Origin of the sequence: Bacillus sp. FSL K6-3431 (assembly GCF_038002605.1) — a bacterium.
Taxonomy (GTDB): domain Bacteria; phylum Bacillota; class Bacilli; order Bacillales; family Bacillaceae_C; genus Lederbergia.
Genome location: NZ_JBBOCT010000001.1, coordinates 85,701 through 106,565, shown reverse-complemented (window position 1 = coordinate 106,565; position 20,865 = coordinate 85,701). Strand labels below are relative to the sequence as shown.

General features: G+C 35.5%; 17 protein-coding genes and 1 riboswitch. Of the genes, 2 read left to right on the top strand and 15 right to left on the bottom strand.

Translation table 11 applies throughout. The features are described 5' to 3' along the window. Positions 1 to 55: 55 nt before the first annotated feature. Positions 56 to 165: riboswitch (SAM riboswitch) on the bottom strand. 331 nt (positions 166 to 496) lie between these two features. From pdxA to MHB53_RS00495, 4 genes are all read right to left on the bottom strand, one after another. Beyond that, positions 497 to 1,516 carry a 4-hydroxythreonine-4-phosphate dehydrogenase PdxA gene (gene pdxA, locus MHB53_RS00510; protein ID WP_340914956.1) on the bottom strand — a complete coding sequence of 340 codons (1,020 nt, stop codon included), beginning with the start codon at positions 1,514 to 1,516 and terminating at the stop codon, positions 497 to 499. Between the two features lie 2 nt (positions 1,517 to 1,518). Further along, positions 1,519 to 2,808, bottom strand: coding sequence for a four-carbon acid sugar kinase family protein (locus MHB53_RS00505; RefSeq protein WP_340914955.1), 1,290 nt, complete (start codon positions 2,806 to 2,808; stop codon positions 1,519 to 1,521). 74 nt (positions 2,809 to 2,882) lie between these two features. Then, complete coding sequence (locus MHB53_RS00500; RefSeq protein ID WP_340914954.1) at positions 2,883 to 3,860, bottom strand: 2-keto-3-deoxygluconate permease; 978 nt, start codon at positions 3,858 to 3,860, stop codon at positions 2,883 to 2,885. Positions 3,861 to 4,010: 150 nt separating this feature from the next. Beyond that, positions 4,011 to 5,714, bottom strand: a complete 1,704-nt coding sequence (locus tag MHB53_RS00495) for a PrpR N-terminal domain-containing protein (RefSeq protein WP_340914952.1) — start codon at positions 5,712 to 5,714, stop codon at positions 4,011 to 4,013. Between the two features lie 152 nt (positions 5,715 to 5,866). Between MHB53_RS00495 and MHB53_RS00490 the strand changes: the two genes are divergently transcribed. Both MHB53_RS00490 and MHB53_RS00485 read left to right on the top strand, forming a co-directional pair. Then, complete coding sequence (locus tag MHB53_RS00490; protein WP_340914951.1) at positions 5,867 to 7,123, top strand: YeeE/YedE family protein; 1,257 nt, start codon at positions 5,867 to 5,869, stop codon at positions 7,121 to 7,123. Between the two features lie 441 nt (positions 7,124 to 7,564). Then, the gene (locus MHB53_RS00485; RefSeq protein ID WP_340914949.1) at positions 7,565 to 8,281 is read left to right on the top strand and encodes a 3-ketoacyl-ACP reductase; all 717 of its coding nucleotides are present in this window, start codon (positions 7,565 to 7,567) and stop codon (positions 8,279 to 8,281) included. A 156-nt stretch (positions 8,282 to 8,437) separates the two neighbouring features. Here the strand turns inward: MHB53_RS00485 and MHB53_RS00480 are convergent, their stop codons facing one another. From MHB53_RS00480 to MHB53_RS00430, 11 genes are all read right to left on the bottom strand, one after another. Beyond that, entirely contained in the window at positions 8,438 to 9,991 is a 1,554-nt protein-coding gene (locus tag MHB53_RS00480; RefSeq protein WP_340914947.1) for an FAD-dependent oxidoreductase, read from the bottom strand. 357 nt (positions 9,992 to 10,348) lie between these two features. After that, positions 10,349 to 11,350, bottom strand: coding sequence for a zinc-dependent alcohol dehydrogenase (locus tag MHB53_RS00475; RefSeq protein WP_340914945.1), 1,002 nt, complete (start codon positions 11,348 to 11,350; stop codon positions 10,349 to 10,351). Then, positions 11,347 to 12,780 (bottom strand): extracellular solute-binding protein, encoded by a 1,434-nt coding sequence (locus MHB53_RS00470; RefSeq protein WP_340914943.1) that lies wholly within the window; start codon positions 12,778 to 12,780, stop codon positions 11,347 to 11,349. Before MHB53_RS00470 ends, MHB53_RS00475 begins: the two co-directional genes overlap by 4 nt. A gap of 28 nt (positions 12,781 to 12,808) precedes the next feature. Continuing rightward, positions 12,809 to 13,630, bottom strand: coding sequence for a carbohydrate ABC transporter permease (locus tag MHB53_RS00465; RefSeq protein ID WP_340914941.1), 822 nt, complete (start codon positions 13,628 to 13,630; stop codon positions 12,809 to 12,811). Between the two features lie 15 nt (positions 13,631 to 13,645). Continuing rightward, positions 13,646 to 14,587 (bottom strand): carbohydrate ABC transporter permease, encoded by a 942-nt coding sequence (locus MHB53_RS00460; RefSeq protein ID WP_340914940.1) that lies wholly within the window; start codon positions 14,585 to 14,587, stop codon positions 13,646 to 13,648. A gap of 179 nt (positions 14,588 to 14,766) precedes the next feature. Next, positions 14,767 to 16,062: a sugar ABC transporter substrate-binding protein gene (locus MHB53_RS00455; RefSeq protein WP_340914938.1), complete on the bottom strand. Its 1,296-nt coding sequence runs from the start codon at positions 16,060 to 16,062 to the stop codon at positions 14,767 to 14,769. A gap of 322 nt (positions 16,063 to 16,384) precedes the next feature. Beyond that, positions 16,385 to 16,840 (bottom strand): DUF2663 family protein, encoded by a 456-nt coding sequence (locus tag MHB53_RS00450; RefSeq protein ID WP_340914937.1) that lies wholly within the window; start codon positions 16,838 to 16,840, stop codon positions 16,385 to 16,387. 119 nt (positions 16,841 to 16,959) lie between these two features. Then, on the bottom strand, positions 16,960 to 17,667 hold the full coding sequence (locus MHB53_RS00445; RefSeq protein ID WP_340914935.1) for a LysM peptidoglycan-binding domain-containing protein: 708 nt from the start codon (positions 17,665 to 17,667) through the stop codon (positions 16,960 to 16,962). A 25-nt stretch (positions 17,668 to 17,692) separates the two neighbouring features. Further along, positions 17,693 to 18,271 (bottom strand): CPBP family intramembrane glutamic endopeptidase, encoded by a 579-nt coding sequence (locus MHB53_RS00440; protein ID WP_340914933.1) that lies wholly within the window; start codon positions 18,269 to 18,271, stop codon positions 17,693 to 17,695. Then, on the bottom strand, positions 18,258 to 19,727 hold the full coding sequence (locus MHB53_RS00435; RefSeq protein ID WP_340914931.1) for a RecQ family ATP-dependent DNA helicase: 1,470 nt from the start codon (positions 19,725 to 19,727) through the stop codon (positions 18,258 to 18,260). The genes MHB53_RS00440 and MHB53_RS00435 overlap by 14 nt, the downstream gene beginning before the upstream one ends. Further along, positions 19,714 to 20,778, bottom strand: a complete 1,065-nt coding sequence (locus tag MHB53_RS00430) for a helix-turn-helix domain-containing protein (RefSeq protein WP_340914929.1) — start codon at positions 20,776 to 20,778, stop codon at positions 19,714 to 19,716. Before MHB53_RS00430 ends, MHB53_RS00435 begins: the two co-directional genes overlap by 14 nt. Positions 20,779 to 20,865 lie beyond the last annotated feature (87 nt).

Genomic DNA, 20,865 nt, shown 5'->3' with positions numbered 1-20,865 from the left:
CCCCAACAAAAAAGAGCCCTCTCAATAAGAAGAAGACCCTAAAATACAAGGTTTCTTCTTATCTCTCAAGTTGTTTCCAACTTGCTGGATTTAGCACCTTTCCGTAAATAAACGGTGGTTGCTGAGGTGTCATAGGGCCATTCCCTCAACCTCTCTCGATAAGAATTAAAACGTACATATTTAGTTGTGGTATTAGACGATATTTAAAAAGTCACACAATTACTTAACAGTGAAAAAATAAATTTCCCAGTAAAAAGACGGATGGTTTAAAAAAAATAAAAAACAACCGAAATACATCTCTTTTTTAAAAGGAAGTATTTCCGGTTGTCCGGTCAGTACTGTATATGTGATTAATTAAATTTTCGTTTGTTAAGTTAATTTGTATTATAAACAGTTGTTTTTCGAATGTCAATAGTGAAAAACAAAAAATATAATACAATGAATGAGATTCTGAATCATTACTTATATATTCTAGGCTTTTAATAAAAAAATGCTATCAACGAAGCTTTTTGGGTGATAATTCAATGGCTGAATATATAGCAGCCTTCATGCTTTTTGAATCAGCAATATTTTTTCCAGCAATATCAAAAGCTGTGCCATGATCTACAGATGTTCTAATAATGCCACCTTTTAGACCAACCGTAATATTAACACCTTCTTCAATACCCATTACTTTTATTGGAGCATGTCCTTGGTCGTGATAACAAGCGACAACCATATCAAAATCCCCTCTTCCAGCACGGAAAAATAATGTATCAGCAGGATGTGGTCCAGATGCATTAATTCCTTCTAGTAATGCTCTTTCAATACCAGGCATCAGTTTTTCTTCTTCCTCACCATTACCGAATAGGCCATTTTCCCCTGCATGAGGATTAATCCCACAAACAGCTATGCTCGGATTGTCAATACCTGCTTTAGTTAGGGTATCATGAGCTAATTTAATTACCTTATATGTTCGTTCCGGAGTAATACTCTGGATTGCATCGATCAAGCCCATATGAGTTGTCAAGTGGATAACTCTTAAATTGGGCGTTGTTAACATCATCGAAAAGTCTTCTGTATCCGTTAAGGCTGCTAAGATTTCAGTATGGCCTGGATATAGATGACCTCCTTTATGCATTGCTTCTTTATTCAATGGTGCAGTACAAATAGAATCAATCATATGATCTTTTGCTAGCTCAACTGCTTTTGCCAAATATTGATACGCAGCATTTCCAGCTTCACTAGATACGCTCCCAAAAGGTAGATCAATCGATAATAAGTTTAAGTCAAACACATCGATCGTCCCATACTGATTCTTTGCTTTTGATATATGGTCAATAATATGGATTTCCAGATCTGCACCTACAATTGGTTTTACTCGTTCAAGTATTTTTGCATCGCCGATAACAACTGGTTGGCATTTATTATAAATAACAGGATCCATTAAAGACTTAACTATAATTTCAGGACCAATACCCGCGGCATCCCCCATGGTAATACCGATAACCGGTTTTACATAATTATTTATGCTCATATTTAGAAATCTCCTTTTAGTTTTTTTATAGCATCTATAAAAACTGTCTCTTTACCAAATCCTCCGGCCTTAGTAATAACAAATATATCGTCGATGCCAATGAAGCTTGAGATTGGTACGCCAGTTTCTAGTTCGTCGTATAAATGAAATCCTTTTACATCCCATAATTCACATACTTGTTTAGCTGTGTCCCCGCCTGTCATGACAATACCTTTGAATATCTTTTCTTCAATTAAGACAGAAATTATACCACCTAGCATATTCACAATTTCATTGCTAGTTTCAGTATGGTTAAACCCTTTAGATTCTCCCACTTTTCTAGCATATTCAATATCTTTTGGATTACCGGAAGTATATATGACTACATCGAAACCTTTTTTTGCTGCTTCCATCGCTTGTGAAAATACGCTCGACATTTCTAGTTTTCGCTTTTCTTGATCCATGACAGCATAATAGGATGTCATTTCAATACCGACAATATTAGGCTCTTGTAAAAGTAAGTTTAACTGTTTTCGAGAATTTACATTCACGCTCCCAACAACCGTTAGGATCGGATCGTGATGTTGTGGAATCTTTAATACCTGATTTCTTTCTTTCATTCCATAGTACGCTGGAAGATAATTAGCCAAACCGGCGGAACCTACCCATGCGATTGTATAGTCCAACGCTTTTGTCAAACGTAATATCGACTCCAGGTCCCCTTCCGTTTCAGAATCAACCACAATATAAGAAATGTTCATTTCTTCATATTTTTCTAACCTTTTCTTTAAGTCTTTTTCTTCATTCCTAATCGTATCAAGCCCAATAAGCCCTACTTCTTTATGTATCTCTGTGCCTATGAGCGTAGGGATATGTGATTCGGTTACCGGCGTTTTAGGATCATGTGCGATTTCAGTTTCATTTAATCGGGTACCATTTAAGTAATGATGGCCATTTATAACAGTCCGTCCATTTTTAGGATAACCTGGCACGATAAACACGAAATCAGTTTTTACAACATCGTGAAACGCCTCTATTTCAGAAGCAATATTTCCCCTCATCGTAGAATCGATTTTTTTGTAAATATAATTAAATCCTTGATTTGTAAAGAATTCAGTTACTGCTTTTACTTTATTATAGGCATCCAATTTAGTAATAGAGCGGCTATTCGTATCAAATACAACTGCTTCAGATGTCATTACTGCATCTTTGTCTAATCCTAAAAATACCGATGTTTTTAATCCATATTTAGCTAGTTGTACACCACTATCATTGGCCCCAGTCAAGTCATCAGCGATAATTGCTAACTTCATCTTAGTCACTCCTTATTCAAAAAAAATAGCAGAAAAGCAGATTCATCAATCCGCTTTTCCTACTTTTTATCAGCTTAGAGGAAATTTGATTCTGCTTTTTTTCCCTTTTTCTCTAATCTCTTCACTAAGAATCCTATGAAAAGAGGTAATAATATAGCTGTTGTCACAACACTGGCCGCTACCTGAACTGTTGCTAATTCTACATTTGCAGCAAATGCTGGACTTGCGGCAGCAATAACCGCCGGTGTTGCAACTGCGTTTCCTGCAGTGGAACCTTCTGATGCCCCAACAATTGGATTCCATTTAAACATTTTAAACACAAAATAACCTGCCGTACCCGTTAATAATACTGTAGCAATTCCCAAAAGCACTCCAGAAAGCCCACCCGATAGAATAGCTTGAAAATCGATATTCATTCCTAGCGCAAAAGCAAAGAATGGAATAAGCATATCACTGCCTTTGCTGAAAAAGGCTTCCATATCTCTATCTAAATTACCAATAACCATACCAATGACAATTGGTAGTAAAACCGATATGAAAGACGTAATTGAAAAAAGACCATCAACAAATCCCATTGCACCGAAGATTGATAATGCAATCATTGTAAGAAAAGGACCATCATTTAAAGCTAAAATCGAGTATGCAGCCTTATCATCTGATTTACCATATTGCCCTACTAAGGCTACATATAGACCACCATTACTATTAGTCATAGCTGCTATAATTGCAATTGGTGCTAAACCAAGAAATAACCCTTGTGTACCGGCCACTGAATATGCAAGCAAACCAACTGCTGCCCCAACAATCCATTTAACCGTTAAAAGTGTAGCTCCTTTCCCTAAAGACACCCCAACATTCCTAAGATTTATTTGTGCACCTGCACAAAATAGGAATAAAGCGATAAGTGTGCTGGCACCGTTTACAAACAGTGCTTCCGTGAAATTGCCTATTCTTAATAGATTAGGAGCTATTGTATTAATGGTAGCCGCTATCAGTAAAGGTACTACCATCATCCCTCCTGGGATACGATCAAGTGTTGCTTTAATATTCATATTGTTTTCCTCTTTTCGTACATAATAGTTGATAATGCTTACATTTGTTATTGTACGATCATTAGATTAAATTTGCAACATAATATTTATAAATAAGTATAACTGTTTAATATTGCAACAGTTATAACGAAATAAAAAACGCAAACTTAATTATTCTTTAAGTTTGCGCCATAAAGTTGCCCGATTTATTCCTAAACGTTTTGCTACTCGTGTTTGGTTTTGTTGCTCTTCTTCCATCATAGCTAAAATAATTTGCTTCTCTATTTCTTTTAAAGTGCCATTAGTAAATGAATACCGAATGTCAGAATGAGTAGCTTTTGATGTTAATAGTTTACTAATGGTTTCCAATTCAATAACATAACCTTGTTCGTTTAGTGCAACATTTTTAATAAATCCTTTTAACTCAGTGATATTTCCTTGCCAATGATGGTTTTCCAATAATTCTAAGGCTTCTTTTTGTATTCGTACAGGCTTAGTTGCTAGAGTTTGGTGATAATAAGCAATAAAATGCGTAACTAGTTCTGATATATCCGCTTTACGTTCCAATAATGAAGGTATATTAATAATATTTACTTGCGAAAGAAAATTATATGGTAGTTGATCGACATGAATTGAATCAGAAGACATAACTAAAAATATATTTCTTTCCCTACACAACCGAATAATTTTTTCGACATTTTTTAAAACGGCTTCATCTTGACTGTGTATCGAGTGGAGATACAGTGTTTTTATATCATTAGAAATAGACTTTGCAAGCGAATGAACATCTGCGAACCTGCAATCAACACAAACAATATACCCCTTCATTACATGTGTCATATGCAAATGTTGTGCAATAAACGACTTACCAGTACCTTTGTCTCCTACTAGAAAAATAGGTTGGCTTATTATATCGTGATTTCTCATGTTTTTTATTAAATGATTCATCACATCGCTTTGATGTACTACTTTTTCTAAGTTTTCATTGCTTTTTATTTGAAGCCATGAGTAACTGCTCCACTCTTTTGTTCTCTTTTTCAAAGAAAGAATAGCAACTATTTGATCATTATCGGAAATTACCTTCCCTAATATCTCCAATTGATCATTTTCTTTTTGAATTGTTTTAGTTAATGGTTGTGAGTCAGTAAATAACTCATTTGTTATCATAGTTAATTCTTCTTTATTCAACGGGCAGGATTCAAAAGTATTCCATTCTTCGAAAATACATTCCCCATTTTTACTGATCATGCAAAAGTCCTTGTCAAAATCAGTTAAAGTCTGGCGCATGATACGGATTAAGTGCTGTGCTTTCTTAATAAAAGTATAGTCTGAAAGAGCCGATTCGAATGCTCCATAAATAGCTTCCCTTCCAGAATGTATTAATAAACCTTCTACTCCATATTTGAATGATGTTTCAACAGTTACCACATCACCGATAATTTTTTCATAACCCTCTTTTTTCAATTTGATTATAAGTGGGCCTACTTCCTCTGCAGTATCAATCGTATAAGCTTTCATAGGTAATTCTAATAAATCAATAATCGACTGTGCTCCCATAGTCACATTTGAGAACCCCACGATTGCCTTTTTCCCTTTAAAGTCCTTAGCAAGTGTAAGTGCACGAAGCATATCATACCCTGATAAATGGACATCAATGACTAAAATAGAAACTGCTTTTCTAATCAATTTTGCTGTACCACCGCGGCTAATAATTACTTGATAACCTGATTTTTCTGCCTTCTTAGCGAGCTCCACTCCCTTTTCTAAATCACCAATTTCAATTTGTATGTCCAAATCCGGAAACTGGTCAATACATTCTCTAACAAGTGGTACCATTGCAGCATACGGAGTTATGACACATGTTTTAATCTTCATCATCTTCACCTATCTTTTTTGATCCTAACTTCATTTTTACCATAGTGCGGATTTACTTTCAATAATCGGACTGTTTACAGTTATGCTTAATCATATTATAATGATATTCGGACACTTAATTCCGACTAACTCAATAAGAAAAAGGTGATTACATGGCACAAACTGTTTTAACTCCAGCTACTAAATGGAATCGAACACCAACAACTGTTACATCTGAGCTTAAACCAGTGCAAAAGCCACTTGTTGCAATCGGTATTTTAGCAACTATTATTTTATTTACTTTCATAGTTATAGTCACGAACTTAACTCAAGGCATACTATTCATTATTGGGCTTTTACTCGGAATGACCTTACTACATGCACGCTTTGGGTTTACCTCTGCTTTTAGACGATTAATGTCAGTCGGTAACGTCCAAGGGCTACAAGCACACATGCTGATGCTCGCAGTCGCATCAACATTATTTGCACTGATACTCGCTAATGGCTTTAGTTTTACAGGAGTTACACCTACTGGGTATGTTTCGCCTGTCGGCATGAGTGTTTTATTCGGTTCATTTATTTTCGGAATAGGCATGCAGCTAGGTAATGGTTGTGCCTCTGGGACATTATATTCTGTGGGCGGTGGAGCATCATCAATGATTTTAACTCTACTCGCTTTTATTGCAGGATCGGTTTTGGGAGCCTACCACTTCACATTCTGGATGGAGGATACTCCGTCACTACCGCCGATTTCACTTGCCGAATCCACAGGTCTTGGTTACTTCGGGGCTTGGTTAGTACAAATGATCCTATTTGCCGCAATTTATTGGATTACAGTTCAATTTGCAAAAAAGAAAAATCCACCGATGATGAAACCACTTCCGACAACACAAGGTTTTAAAAAGATCATTCGAGGATCTTGGCCATTATTTGCAGCTGCAATTGTTTTAGCTGTTTTAAATGCTTTAACATTGACTGTTAGAGGTAATCCTTGGGGAATCACTTCTGCGTTTGCCCTTTGGGGTGGAAAAGCACTTATGGCGGTTGGAATTGATGTTTCAAGTTGGGGTTATTTTTCGGGGGCAAATGCTACAGCACTTACTACTACTGTTTTAGCAGACTCCACAAGTGTAATGAATTTTGGAATTATATTAGGGGCATTTATTTCTGCAGCAGCCCAAGGAACATTTAAACCTAAAAAAATTAAACCTGGGGTTGCAGGCGCTTCTATTATTGGCGGAATCTTAATGGGGTACGGAGCTCGTCTCGCTTTTGGATGTAACATCGGAGCTTATTTTGGTGGTATTTCCTCCTTTAGCCTGCACGGTTGGGTTTGGATGATAATGGCAATGCTAGGAACTTTTATTGCTTTGTTTATTCGGCCTCTTTTTGGACTTAAAAATCCAAAGTCTACAGATTCAATATGTTAATTAAATTCCCAGGTATACTTAAAATCTGATTTTGATGGAAAGGAGCTGTCCGATAAGTAGGAAAATCATTAAAGCGGCTTTCTGCTAATTTTTCATCTTGCCCTGATTTTTAAAAAATGTCAGTTGAGGGAGTGGGGTGCGTTCGATTTACCTTGGGAGCACTTTTTTTGCAGGGAGGGGCAATCGGTAGACCTTCGATTTACCTTAGGCCCGCTTTTTTGGAGGGGCAATCGAAGTGCTTCCAATGACCAGGTCGTGCCTTTTTCTCGATGAGGATAAGATTGAGAGGGGCTTCTAAAAAGCCAATTATATGAATTTCAGGACACCCCCTTTTTATTTTGGTGGATGATGGATAAGCCATTTATTTAGGATACGAATTTCTAATTTGATATACTAATTATGTAATACAAGATTATTTTGTTTATAGAAGGAGAATATAAAATGCAAAATATCCAAGGAAAAAACGCTTTGATTACAGGAGGCGGAAAAGGTATTGGCCGAGCTACTGCCATTGCATTTGCTAAAGAAGGCATTAATATAGGCCTGATCGGAAGAACATTCGAAAATCTTGAGAATGTGGCCAAAGAACTGGAAGCATACGAAGTCAACGTAACTGTTGCTGTCGCAGATGTGTCGGATAACGAATCTGTCATCGCTGCAGTGGATCATATTAAATCGGAACTCGGACCTATCGATATCCTTATCAACAATGCTGGCATCGGTAAATTCGGTAAATTTCTTGAACTGTCACCGGAGGAATTCAAAAATATTATCGATGTCAATTTGATGGGTGTTTATTATGTAACAAGAGCTGTACTACCAGAGATGATTGACAGGAATTCAGGAGATATCATTAATATTTCCTCAACTGCCGGACAGAAAGGTGCACCTGTAACAAGTGCATACAGTGCTTCAAAATTCGGGGTTCTTGGCCTTACTGAGTCGCTCATGCTCGAAGTTAGAAAACATAATATACGTGTAAGTGCACTAACTCCAAGTACTGTGGCTACAGATTTAGCTTACGCTGAAAATCTTACAGATGGTAATCCTGACAAAGTGATGCAACCTGAAGATCTTGCAGAAGTTATGCTTTCACAGTTAAAACTTCATCCCCGCATTCTCGTCAAGTCTGCTGGACTATGGTCGACAAACCCATAGGGATATGCTGTTATCTATACAAACAGCCTTCTTTAAAATCCCAAGAAGGCTGTTCGTTTTTGGGGGATTCATATAAAAAAGCAAATCCTAAACGAATCGAACTGAAACTAATCTAAAAGAGGAATAACAATAAATTCCGGAAGCGCCCTCATCACACTATTGATAAAATTCTTCAGGCCACTCTAATTCAAAGCCATTAGCCCTTAACAAATCTTGAAAGTCATGTAAATTTTCCTCCGATTCTCTGATTTCCGACGGTAGTTTATTATTCTTAATGGCAAACGCAACTAGTTCACCACAAGCCTCACCAATATTCCATTCTACTGGATGTAAACGATAGCAACCATTTGTAATATGCGTCGTTCCAATATTTTTATTTCCCGCTAACATATTGTCCAACTCTTGAGGAATCAACGCCCCTAGTGGAATATGAAATGGTAATGCCGGAATATCTATATAATTTTCCCCTGACATACTCGGGTGCATATCCATGCTGTAGGAGCCAATACCAACTCTATCAACATACTTCGTCCCAGTCTTTCCAATATTACTTTTTGGAGATACATCTTCTTCTTTAATCGTGTATAAGGCTTTAATCCTTCTTGATTCACGAATATAAGCCGATTTTGCCAACCCATCTTCTGTCCCCAGTACATCACCACGAAGTTTTAAGCCAGGATACCCCTTTTTACCATTTGGTCTTGGAGCCTCTGTTTGTAGCCAATAAAATAAAGATAAACTTAATTGTTTCGCTTGATCTAAATGCTTTTTTTTCTCTTCCTCCGATACATCATAAATATTCCCTAAAAAATAATCATTTTGGGGCCAATTCAACAATGTGACATCACCTGATGTTGAAATATCATACAATTCTTGGGCATATATTCTACGATAATTCCATAGAGAAAATTTTCCTTCCTCCTCAAAAAGACTATATTCACGTTTTTTTAATGTATGTGGATGAGGAGCAAAAAAACTTAAATATTTATCTGGCCATATGTCTGGATGAAACTCTTTCCAAAAACTGTACATATCCGGCTCTGGAATAAGATGGTTTTCACCTTGACGGTATTCCATTGCAAGCACATATGTAAATGCCTGAATATTGTTCGATTCAGCCACCTCTGTTGCATGTGCTTCACCAGTTTCTGCCTTAGATTCAGAACCAATTACATAATCCAGTCCACTTAGTGGTAACAAATCACCTGCTTCAGTAGCATCAATAATATATTTGACAGATATCTTTCGTTGTTGCCTGTTTAATAAATGTTGGAGTGTAACGGATGAAATTTTCCTACCGGCACGTTGTACATCCTTTACAATCGTATCGAAATGAATGGTCAGTTGTCCCGTTAGTAGATAGGGGCTAAGCATTTCGGTTAACACATGTACAGAAATACGTGGATCATGTGCTATATTACTAACGAGTGCTTTACCTGGATTCAATTGTTCCATTTGTTTTACTGACTCTTTTAATGGTATATGATTGCGGTAATAATCTCTGATATTCTTTCTGTATTCTCGATAGCGGCCAGTACAACCGAATTGTTCAATCCACGGATTTTCATCCGCTGGCACTGCTTGTGTGGTAACTTGACCCCCAATCCAATCCGTTTCTTCTGTCATGACAACTGTTAATCCTTTAGAACAAGCAGCTAGTGCAGCCGCACAACCACCTAATCCACCACCAGCTATTAATAAATCTATCATTTCCTATGCATGCCCCTTTCCGAGTACATCCACTAATGTAGTATTCAACAGGTTTCATTAATAAATCTAGTTTACCCAAAAATAAAAAACCATCAAAGACTAGCATTCTCTTTGTAGACTAGCCTTTTGATCTTTCTTTAGGATTAAGACACCCACCTTCATGTGAGGCGTAGGTGGGGCAGAATCCACACCTAATTCCCCGATGTTTCAGCTTGCTGAAACGAATGCACTTCTAGCTATAGTTTTGCAGGTTTTATTTATCTTGTTCATACACAAAGCGCAAAACGGTTTATCTTTCATTCTACTTGTATTTAGTTAACCATAATCAAGTTATGTCTATATAATTTTCAGAGCACTTTACTCAAACTTAATAACTTTTGTAAGGATAGAGGAATCTTTGTTCGTTAATTCATCGTATGCTGTACGAATATCCTTGAACGCCACTTCTTCAGATAGATAAGAATGAACATTTATTCTTTTTTCACTGACAAGTCTTAAATACTCTCCCAAGTTTCTACCTTCAGTCCAACGTATGAATCCATAATGATAGTCTATTGCTTGCTTTTCATATACATCATCATATCTACCTGGACCTCCTGCCCTAGAGATCAAAATACTTGCTTCCTTGCTAAACATTTTCTCTCTAGGAAAAACTGGTTCAATATCACCAACAATGACTATTTTTCCTTTATCCCTAATCCATGATAGGCTTTGTTCTGGTAATGGTGACTTTTTTCCACCCGCACATAACAGAACTGCATCTGCTCCTTTATATTTTTCTTTAGCATCGATCTCTTTTTCCATTTGAGATCGTTCCGTAAATAGTTTTATATTAGGATAATTACTTAATAAATCTGTTCTTTCAGTAGACAAATCATACGCATACACATCATAAGCAGATGCATCTGATATTTGTGCTATAATCTGCCCAATAATTCCTAGTCCAGCTACTACAACCTTTTCACCAAATGAAAGATTGGCGATTCTAATAGCATGAATGGCTATGGCACCTATTCCGGCCAATGCAGCTTCTTTTAAATCTACATTTGTTGGAACGATGCTACAAAGTGTTTTAGGTACGTGTAAATATTGGGCGTGATGCACATATGGGGCACCGTAGCAGGCTACGATATCCCCTTTTTTATATTCCTGCGTATTTTCACCACATTCTTCGATGACGCCAACAGCACTATAACCGAGGTTAATTTCACGATCATTACTAACATGAATACCCAATAATTCTGTTCCTGGACTAATCACCGAATAGATAGTTCTAATTAATAAATAAGATGGCTTTAGCTCCGGAACTTCTCTTTCTACAATTTCTACTTTATTATTTTTAGCAATTATTGTTTTCAAAGCTCTTCTCCTCTCAATACGTTCGTCTTGCTTTCTTTACGCGAGAGCTTTGCTGAAATTCTTTGAATGAATATTTTATCATCCATTAAATCGGAGAGATAAATACGCAATTCATTACGAAGTTCGCTTAAATCCTGACCATTTAATCCCAAGTCATTATATAATGCAAAACTAGGAATAATCTCACGGAATAGATGATATCTAGATGGCTTTTTTATTAGGTCTGTTCCATTTTTTTCTGCAATTTTCTTATAAGCTGGAATAGACAATGTTTCCTGCCGAATTAGCGTTTGTGCATCTACATCGGCTATAAAGTCGACAAACATTTTCGCAGCATCTTTTTTCGTTGACTGATTATTAATCGCCATACCGATAATTAACAATAAGGTTTTTGCATCTTTTAAATACGGTATAGGTGCAATATCATAAGATATTTCATGATTTTTAATTTCATTAAGACTAAAGTAAGATGTAACAATCATAGAAACTTTTTGTTCTAAAAACAGTTTTTCAGCATCCCTATCATCATCAGATAAAAAAGTTTGTAAAATTCCTTGTTCTTCATATAACTTTTTTATAAAATTGACACTCGTTATTAATTCAGTAATCGGAAAATTCATTTCACCATTTTCCTTGTATTGAAATGCAACTTTATTTTGCAATAGAAAAATTGGCCATCTATTGATTGAAAGAGGATGAAAATATAATCCGCATGTCCGGTCTTGACTATCATCCACAAGTAATTGCTTCGCCGCTTCCAATGCATCATCCCATTTCCAACTACTATCAGGATACGGAATTTGTTTATTGTCAAAATGATCCTTATTATAGCAAAGGACAATAGGAGAAAATACAAATGGTTTTACATATATATTTTCCGATTGCATGTCATCAACAAATGGATTTTGCAAAAATGAATACACATTTTTATCTTTAGACATTGGTTCGAATACATCTATTTTATTATTGAGAAAGTCAGTGTAATCCCATTGATTTAGCGTAACAACATCTATCATGTCATTTTGAAAAAAGTCATTTACTGTTTCCTTATAATTTTGATAAGGTAGGGCAATCGTTTGAATCTTTATATTCGGATGTTTTTCTTCAAACATTTTAATCAACTCAGGAAACTTCGCGTCTTTTACTAAAGATGGATAATAGCCGACTCTTAGAATTATTTGATCAAAAGGTCGGTTTGTTACAACTACATTCCCGATTCGTGATTTTTTTACAATCAAGCCTTCACTAACTAATTCTTCCAAACCTTTACGGACAGAGTTCTTGCTAAGCTCATACTGTCTTGCCAATATGAGCTCAGAAGGAAGATATTCTCCTATTACTATTTCTCCATTGATAATTTTTTTTCGTAAATCAGTCAGCATATTGTTTAATTTAAATTTAAATTCTTCTCGATTCGTCCTTCCACTCATGTCTATCCATTCCCTTTCTAGTCAAACATTATTTAATTCCTGATAATGCAATTCCTTTAACAAAATAACGTTGAAAGAACAAGAAAATGAGGAAAGTTGGAATGAATGACAGGACTGATCCAGCCATTTCCACCCCGAAATGCCCTTCTTTCGTTAATAATGATGCTAAACCAACTGTAATTGGATACATTGCTTCACTAGTTGTAAATATTAGCGGTGTTAATAAATCGTTCCAGTTACCAATAAATGCAAAAGTACCAACGGTAGCAATAACAGGTTTTGCTAAAGGTAAATAAATCTTAAAGAAAACAGTAAAATCATTTGCGCCATCTATATACGCCGCTTCCTCTAAATCCTTCGGAAGCGTCATCATAAATTGTCGTACGAGGAAAACGCCCATAATACCCCAAATTTCCGGTACAATTAACGGTAAATATGTGTTAATCCACTCAAATTTAGCAAACATAATATAACGTGGAATAATTAATAATTGTCCTGGAAGCATGATAACACCCATCATAATCCAGAATATCACATCTCTAAAAGGAAATGGTTTCCTTGCAAATATATATCCCAGAACGGCGGCAAAAAACATTTGCGTAAAAACAGGAATCACAGTAATGATGACAGAGTTAATGATCCATTTAAAATATGGTGAATTAGTAAAGATATATTTAAAATTAATCAGAGCTAATTCCTCTTTAAATACCCATACGAACGGACTCCCGACTGGCGAACGCATATTGACAAAGCTTCCACCGACCATAATTAAAAAGGGAGTAAGAAAAAGTAAACCAATAATAATTAGTGGTATATAAATCCAATTTGAACGGTTAATAATTTTGGTCATGTCGTTCCTCTCCCTTTAATTATAGCTAACTTCCTTGCCCATGAATTTTCGTTGTATTAATGAAATAGCGAAGATAATAAAGAATAGGACATACGCAAGTACACTGGCATAGCCAAGTCTTAATGATGTGAATCCTTCATTATATAAGTAATACACAATCGTTGTTGTCGCATGATTAGGACCGCCATTCGTCAGAAGAAATGCTGAGTCAAAAATTTGGAAAGAACCAATTGTCGTGATGATAGCCACATAAAAATGAATAGGAAGCAATAGCGGAAATGTCACTTTCCAAAATGTTTTTGTTGCATTCGCCCCATCTATTTTTGCAGCTTCGTATAACTCATTAGGAATTGATTGAAGCCCAGCGAAATAATAAATCATCGTACTCCCACACACTTTGAAAATAGACAAACCCGCTAAAACAATCAAAGCTTGACTAGAATTTGAGAAAAAGAGTTGCGGATCAACGCTGAAAATTTTTAATAATGAATTTACAAAGCCTGCCTCTGTTCCTTTAAAAAGCCATCCCCATATACCAGAGATTACAACGAAAGATGTTACTACAGGTAAAAAGAATAGTGCTTTAAAAAAACCGACTCCTAATTTTCCTGTATTAATTAATAATGCCAATATTAATCCTAATGCCATTGTAGGCACAATATAATAAAATGAAAATTTCACTGTTACCCAAATGGATTGCCAGGCAAGTTTATCATTTAATAATGCTGTCCAGTTTTTAAATCCGATAAATTTAGGCTCTCCAATTAATGGCCAGTTTGTAAATGTCAGAACAAAACTAAAAACAATCGGAAATAGTTGGAAGATTGCAAAGTGGATAAGTACTGGTATTAAAAACATATATACAAGCCCATATTTATTCCAATTCTTTTTGAATCGTTCTTTTCTGGATATTTTATTATGAGGTTTAAGCGAAGGACTAACCTCTGCATTTACCATTGTACACCCTCCTTTAATTTATTGTATAAGGCTTATTTCTATTAGATAGAAAAGAATAAGAGTCTTCATGTAAATCTAAAAATGATCAAAGGTATCTTATCTATGCCCATATTCCCGAATATGCTAGCTAGATAAAAGAAAACATAGAGGAAGAATGACTTCCCCCTATGTTCTAATTGTTATTGTTTATCAATTTCACCTTGTATCACTGCTGCTGAGTCATCTGCAGCTTGTTTTGGTGTTTTTGTACCTTCCAACATCGCCTGTATCTCTGCAGTGACAAGTGGAATAATATCACGAGAAACTGGGTGAATAACACCTGGTTTAGTATATTCTAACCACTCAGTCATTTTTAACATTTCTGGATCATCGTCATAAATTCCAGCAGCAGATTTACGTGGTGGTATATATTTTGTTAACTCATTAAATGCCATAGAGTTATCTGTATTGGTCATATATTTAATTAATTCTGCTGCCGCTTCTTTATTTTTACTGTTTGATGGAACAACGAACATTCCTGTGGTACCGAAAGTAGCCTGCTCCTCTCCTTTAAGCGGAGGTCCTAATACGTATTGATCAAATTTTCTTTCTTTTAACGTGCTAAGCGTTAGTCCAGTAGCACCTGAAGATAGATGCGTTCCTTCAAGGAAATCTTCGAAATGTGTAAGAGCATTAATGGAGTCTTTAGGAATATATTCATCTTTATACCAATCATTGATTCTTTCAAATGTTTTTAAACCTTTTTCATTATTGATAATAACTTTTCCATTTTCATCGATAACATCTCCACCGGCTTGCCATAAAACTGGATAAAGTGTTGCATTCAACGTATTTCCGCCTTCAAAACCGCGGGCGTAATACCCTTTATCTACAGCTTTTTTAGCCAATGCATCGAATTCTTCCCATGTAGTTGGCACATCTTCTTCACTTGCACCAATTTCTTTAAGAACATCTGTATTATATACGTTTGCTCTCACTTCATGTAAGATTGGTAATCCAAAAAGATCATCCTTATACGTTACAGCAGCAAGCGAGCTTTCTGGAAAATCTTCTTTATCCCAATCATCTCCAAGCAAGTCTGTAATGGGCGTAAGTACACCTTTGTCAGCAAATTGTGCCATCATGTCAGGAATCAGATAAAAAATATCAGGGCCTTGGTTTGCAGCAAGCGCTGTCAAGATTTTTTGTTCACGATTTGCCCAAGGAATAACTTCAAATTTTACTTTTGCGTCTGGATTTTCCACTTTAAAATCAGCAGCCATTTTTTCAAACACTTCACTTTGTTGATCTGCTAGCTCTGATCCAACAAATGGATGAACCCATACTGTTAGCTCTCCGGAAAATTTACCGTCATCCTTTTTTCCACCATCACTATTATCTTTCGGTGTTGTGCCACTATCTTTAGAAGTACATGCAGCTAATACTAACACCAATAGTAAAGCAGTGAAGATACCTAATAGCTTTTTCCCCCTCATTCAAAACCCCTCCTATTTTTTGGTTCATATCTGGTTCTTACCACTATATTACGCAATCGCTTACATTTTTGTCAACTATTATTTTATTAAAATAGTATAAACGTTTATTGATTATTTCACCTCCTACTCTCCTTATTACATCCCTTTCTTGCTCTATTTGAGTCTGGTCCACATCTGGTTGGTATATACACTTTATGTAATATATTTTTGCGATTTTATTATTCTTTAGGGTTTAAAGACCCCCACCTGATTCACCGATGTTTCAGCTTACTGAAACGAGTTCACTATTTTCCCCATTTCAAAAAGCAAGCAACTTATAAAGTTACTTGCTTTCATGGTATAAGTTTATATCATACTTTGATTTTAGATAAGCAAATATTTTATGTCTTTGCCCCCAACTATCTCCTTTCCACAAATCTTTGCTTTTGTCGATAATCTCGCATCTGAGATCATGAAATTCCTTCTCAACTTTTTCTTTTTTATCGAAAATAATCTTGACAGATCCAAACAATAAAAATCCACAAAAAAGCGAAAATATGGTGAACCGATTAGCAAATAAGACGGAGAATACATCTAAAAGTGTATAACTATATGGTTTAATTATTTGTGAATAAAATAAATAAAGTACTAGGAAAGCATATGCCATAGCCATTAAGAGCAATATAAAATGTGTATTTTTATAGCGGGTAAACTTTACTTTTTTGTCAATTAAACTTTGTAGCATTTGCCTTGTTGCTTGATCCGTATGCCCGTCCAGTTTAATAAGAAAAGAGTCCATGAATTTAGATCCCCCAAATTCGTTTCTTCTATACATATGAACAAAAAACGAGCTTTATTCATAGATCGCGCTATCGTTTATCATGATCATTAAGTAAATGTTTTCTCGTTCTATCATGATCATTTAGGAATAATTAGCTTTTGGCCTACGGATATCTCATTTCCAGACAGACCATTTGCTTGTTGAATCTTTTCTACTCCACTTTGATCTTGGAAGTATTTCATTGAAATCCGATATAGATTTTCTCCTTGCTGTACCGTATGATATACTACCTCGTTATTTATATTTTCTTCTTCGGCCTTTTTATCTGCTTCTTCTTTCGCTTTTCTCTCCGCTTCTTTTTGCTCCGCTTTTTTGTTAGCTTCCTCTATCGCTTTTTTATCAGCTTCTTCTTCGGCTTTTTTACGTGCTTCTTCTTCCGCCTTTTTATCTGCCTCTGCCTTAGCCTTTTTTTCTTCTTCTATCTTCTTATCTGACTCTTTATCTTTATCATTTTGTTCTTGATCAACTTCATCATCCTTTTTATCAGGCACATCATTATTCGAAAATGAAATTTCTTCACCTACCCCATTCACCTTTTCGGAATTAGGTGGATTGTCCTTTTTAATATATGAAGAAATGGCGAACGGTAATGCTATTAACAGTAGCAACAAGATAAAGGGGATAGATATTTTCATCCTTCTTTTTTTCGCCTGTGCAGCATTTTCCGTTTTTACCGACTTTTTCTTTTTATATTTGTGTCCATGAAGATCTACCCTTGTAGTTGAAGTAGACGGATTGTTTTTCTTTGATTCTTGCTTATCATTGTTCATTCTATTTTTTGACATCTAAAATCCCTTCTCCCTAAATGTATTAGGATTTACTTCGCCTAATATATAGGCCTAGAAAAAAATCAATCATGAAATGCATAGCAATCGTCGGAAGCAATTGTTGCCCTGACCATAAATAAATGAGGCCTAGAAAAAAGCTTAAAACGATAACGTTAATGAGTAAATACCAATGACGCCAATACCGAAAATGAATGAGCGCAAAAACAAAACTAGCCACAATTAACCCGAATTGGGTTTGTAGTACTCCCCTAAAGAGAATTTCTTCTGCTAAGGCAATGAATAGTGCAACTAGAGCAATTTTCCAAACTGGCATGTCCGAGAAAATCTTTGCATTTATTCCTCCATCATCATAATAGGCTTTAGGTACTATTTTCATTAGTAGTAAATCAAGTCCAACCACAATTATACCTGCAATTGCTCCTATTAAGATCCAAAAGGAATTCCATTGGAATAGGAGTAAAAAGTCAGAGAAACTTGAAAAAGTGAAAAAACATAATATTATTGAAATCAATATTAATACACATTGCGAAATATATAAGTGGAAAGTAAGTTCTTTTCCGGTCATTTTTTGAATTAATTCAGCTTGTCTATTCATATTCATTATTAGCATCTATTAGCAGTAATCGCTGAAGTATTTCTTCCCACGAAGATGATTGGTCTTCTGTTTTTTTGGTTGTATCTTGATATTTGTTTATCGTTATACCACATAGATCACAACATTGGTTTGATCTTTCTTTTCCACTTTCATCGAATAAAGATAATATATGATTTCTTCTGCATGTTAATTCTTCTATCCAATTTTTCATTTGCTGTAATTTTTTTATTTTATGTTCGAATCGAATATTTCTCGCTTTTTTTATCTTCTCTATTTGTTCTAATTGACTTGCTTCAGTTTGATAATGATGATCCAAAAAGCGCAATTGCGTTTCAGTCAAGCTTATATTTTCCATTAACTCTTGTTTGCCTGTCGTATTAACCAGTGAAACATAGGACTCAATATGATTATCGTTAGGAAGCTCATACTCTATCAATTGGTAATGCAGTTGCTCATCGCTCACAGTGTATAATAATATGGCAATACTAGCGCCTCCATCTCTCCCAGCCCGACCTATTTCTTGGACATAAGATTCAATTTGGCTTGGTAAATGAAAATGAATAATAAAACGGATATTATCTTTGTTAATCCCCATTCCAAATGCACTCGTTGCACAAATGATAGCTAATTGTCCATGGATAAACTGTTGCTGTATCAAAATTCGTTGTTCTTGATCCATTCCTCCATGGTATGCAGCGACACCATCCATTCCCATATCACTTAAATAATCTGCCATCTCTTCCGCAAGACGTTTACTTGAAAAGTAAATGATTCCCGGCTTTTTTAGTGATGTGGCATAGGTAAAAAGCCTTTGCTTTTTCTCATAAAAACTCGTGGTTCTTTCAACAACTAGACTAATATTAGCCCTGTCAACAGAATATATAAATTCCTTCGTATGTTCGAGTTTTAAAAAATTGTTAATATCTGTTCGCACCTCTTTTGCTGCCGTTGCAGTCAATGCCAATGCGGGTGGATTACCAAGCAGTGCTCTAATACTCCCTAATTTTAAATAATCAGGCCTAAAATCATGGCCCCATTGCGATATACAATGTGCTTCATCAATCACAAATAATGAAATCTTTATTTCCTTTAATTTTTCTATTAATTGAGAAGAACGGAGCATTTCAGGTGAAATAAATATAAATCTATAATCTCTTAACCGCCTCAGGACCATTCTTTTCTCTTCCATATCCAAAAAAGAATTGAAAGCTACTACTTTACGCTCACCCATAATCCGTAATTGCTCTACTTGATCCTGCATGAGAGAAATAAGCGGAGAGACAATAAGTACTGAGCCTTCAAGCAAATAGCCTGGTAATTGATAACATAATGACTTTCCAGTACCAGTAGGTAACATGGCTAAAACATTGTTTCCGGCAAGCACACCATCAATCACTTCTTCCTGACCCGTTCTGAAATAAGAAAAACCAAACATATTTTGCAAAGCATCATATTTGTTCACATTTCCCTCCTAATCTAGCCAATACTAGTCGAATTTGAAAATATGAAACATGTTCAATATGTTCCATGATTGGTCTTAGTTTTTTCTCCCCAAGTAAAGTTACAGCATCAATAATTTCATCTATCTTGTGTTGATCGATCAAATGATCTATTGAAAATTGGTGATCTGTAAGCGCAATTTCAATGACATGGTCTTCAATCGTGCTTTTTCTAAGTTTACGCACTTGTGCAACTTGGTCAATGGTCATATTTTTTTGCAGTAATTCGTATGTTTTTAGCGTTGATTTCGTATAAGGTATGGATTGGAAAATATCTGAAATAATAGTATGCAAGAGTGGATATTGCCTTCCCTGACTAATTATCTGATCAATCATATAATGAAGCGCATTTAAAAATCTAAAGTGATATTCCGTTTCTTCCACGCCTAATTTATTTGCTACTTGCTTAGTAGTCAACCCGATTAAATTGCGCCCTGTAAGTTTCAAAACAATCATTAATGGGGATTCCGGAAAGCCTCCTGAAAAAATATGATGCAATTCATCATAAATGCTTTTCGATAAATCCCCTCTTCCCCCTTTGTACTGTTTCAAAAATTGCTTGATCCATTTATAAACATCTGGATCTCTTTGTACAGCTTGATACCGTTTATCTCGATGATTAAGATGCGATATTGTTTGAACGAGTAATGTTAACCTTTTCCACAATAGAATAGCTGTATCTTGATATTTCCAGCCATTTAAAGAATGAAGCACAGGCGTTTTATAGAAATAAGCCTTACACTTATCCGAACCATTTTCTGTCATTATATATTTTTGCGAATCATTTATGGGTGAAATAAAACCTTCTTGTGTTAGATATTTAATAGTAAAGTTGTATTCCATTCGATCCATTTGAGGAAATGTTTTAAAATAATGCCCCAACCGGAATAGGTGGGCATCTTGAATAGTTTGTGATGATTTTTTGCCTTTTAGTAAATGATATACAGAATAAATAGTTCTCTCACCATTTATTTGTCTTAAACATTCCAATATCACAGCCTGCAAAAAAGTCATGACAATCGGGTCCCCCCATACGTTTAATTGCATTAATCTTATCATGAATTTGCACTTTCGACTACATCTATGTAATTTCTCCAAAAA

What these genes read in the sequence shown, in the direction of transcription:
- pdxA (WP_340914956.1), bottom strand. Translation starts at nt 1,516, where the DNA reads ATGAGCATAAATAATTATGTAAAACCGGTTATCGGTATTACCATGGGG.
- MHB53_RS00505 (WP_340914955.1), bottom strand. Translation starts at nt 2,808, where the DNA reads ATGAAGTTAGCAATTATCGCTGATGACTTGACTGGGGCCAATGATAGT.
- MHB53_RS00500 (WP_340914954.1), bottom strand. Translation starts at nt 3,860, where the DNA reads ATGAATATTAAAGCAACACTTGATCGTATCCCAGGAGGGATGATGGTA.
- MHB53_RS00495 (WP_340914952.1), bottom strand. Translation starts at nt 5,714, where the DNA reads ATGAAGATTAAAACATGTGTCATAACTCCGTATGCTGCAATGGTACCA.
- MHB53_RS00490 (WP_340914951.1), top strand. Translation starts at nt 5,867, where the DNA reads ATGGCACAAACTGTTTTAACTCCAGCTACTAAATGGAATCGAACACCA.
- MHB53_RS00485 (WP_340914949.1), top strand. Translation starts at nt 7,565, where the DNA reads ATGCAAAATATCCAAGGAAAAAACGCTTTGATTACAGGAGGCGGAAAA.
- MHB53_RS00480 (WP_340914947.1), bottom strand. Translation starts at nt 9,991, where the DNA reads ATGATAGATTTATTAATAGCTGGTGGTGGATTAGGTGGTTGTGCGGCT.
- MHB53_RS00470 (WP_340914943.1), bottom strand. Translation starts at nt 12,780, where the DNA reads ATGAGTGGAAGGACGAATCGAGAAGAATTTAAATTTAAATTAAACAAT.
- MHB53_RS00465 (WP_340914941.1), bottom strand. Translation starts at nt 13,630, where the DNA reads ATGACCAAAATTATTAACCGTTCAAATTGGATTTATATACCACTAATT.
- MHB53_RS00460 (WP_340914940.1), bottom strand. Translation starts at nt 14,587, where the DNA reads ATGGTAAATGCAGAGGTTAGTCCTTCGCTTAAACCTCATAATAAAATA.
- MHB53_RS00455 (WP_340914938.1), bottom strand. Translation starts at nt 16,062, where the DNA reads ATGAGGGGGAAAAAGCTATTAGGTATCTTCACTGCTTTACTATTGGTG.
- MHB53_RS00450 (WP_340914937.1), bottom strand. Translation starts at nt 16,840, where the DNA reads ATGGACTCTTTTCTTATTAAACTGGACGGGCATACGGATCAAGCAACA.
- MHB53_RS00445 (WP_340914935.1), bottom strand. Translation starts at nt 17,667, where the DNA reads ATGTCAAAAAATAGAATGAACAATGATAAGCAAGAATCAAAGAAAAAC.
- MHB53_RS00440 (WP_340914933.1), bottom strand. Translation starts at nt 18,271, where the DNA reads ATGAATATGAATAGACAAGCTGAATTAATTCAAAAAATGACCGGAAAA.
- MHB53_RS00430 (WP_340914929.1), bottom strand. Translation starts at nt 20,778, where the DNA reads ATGACTTTTTTGCAGGCTGTGATATTGGAATGTTTAAGACAAATAAAT.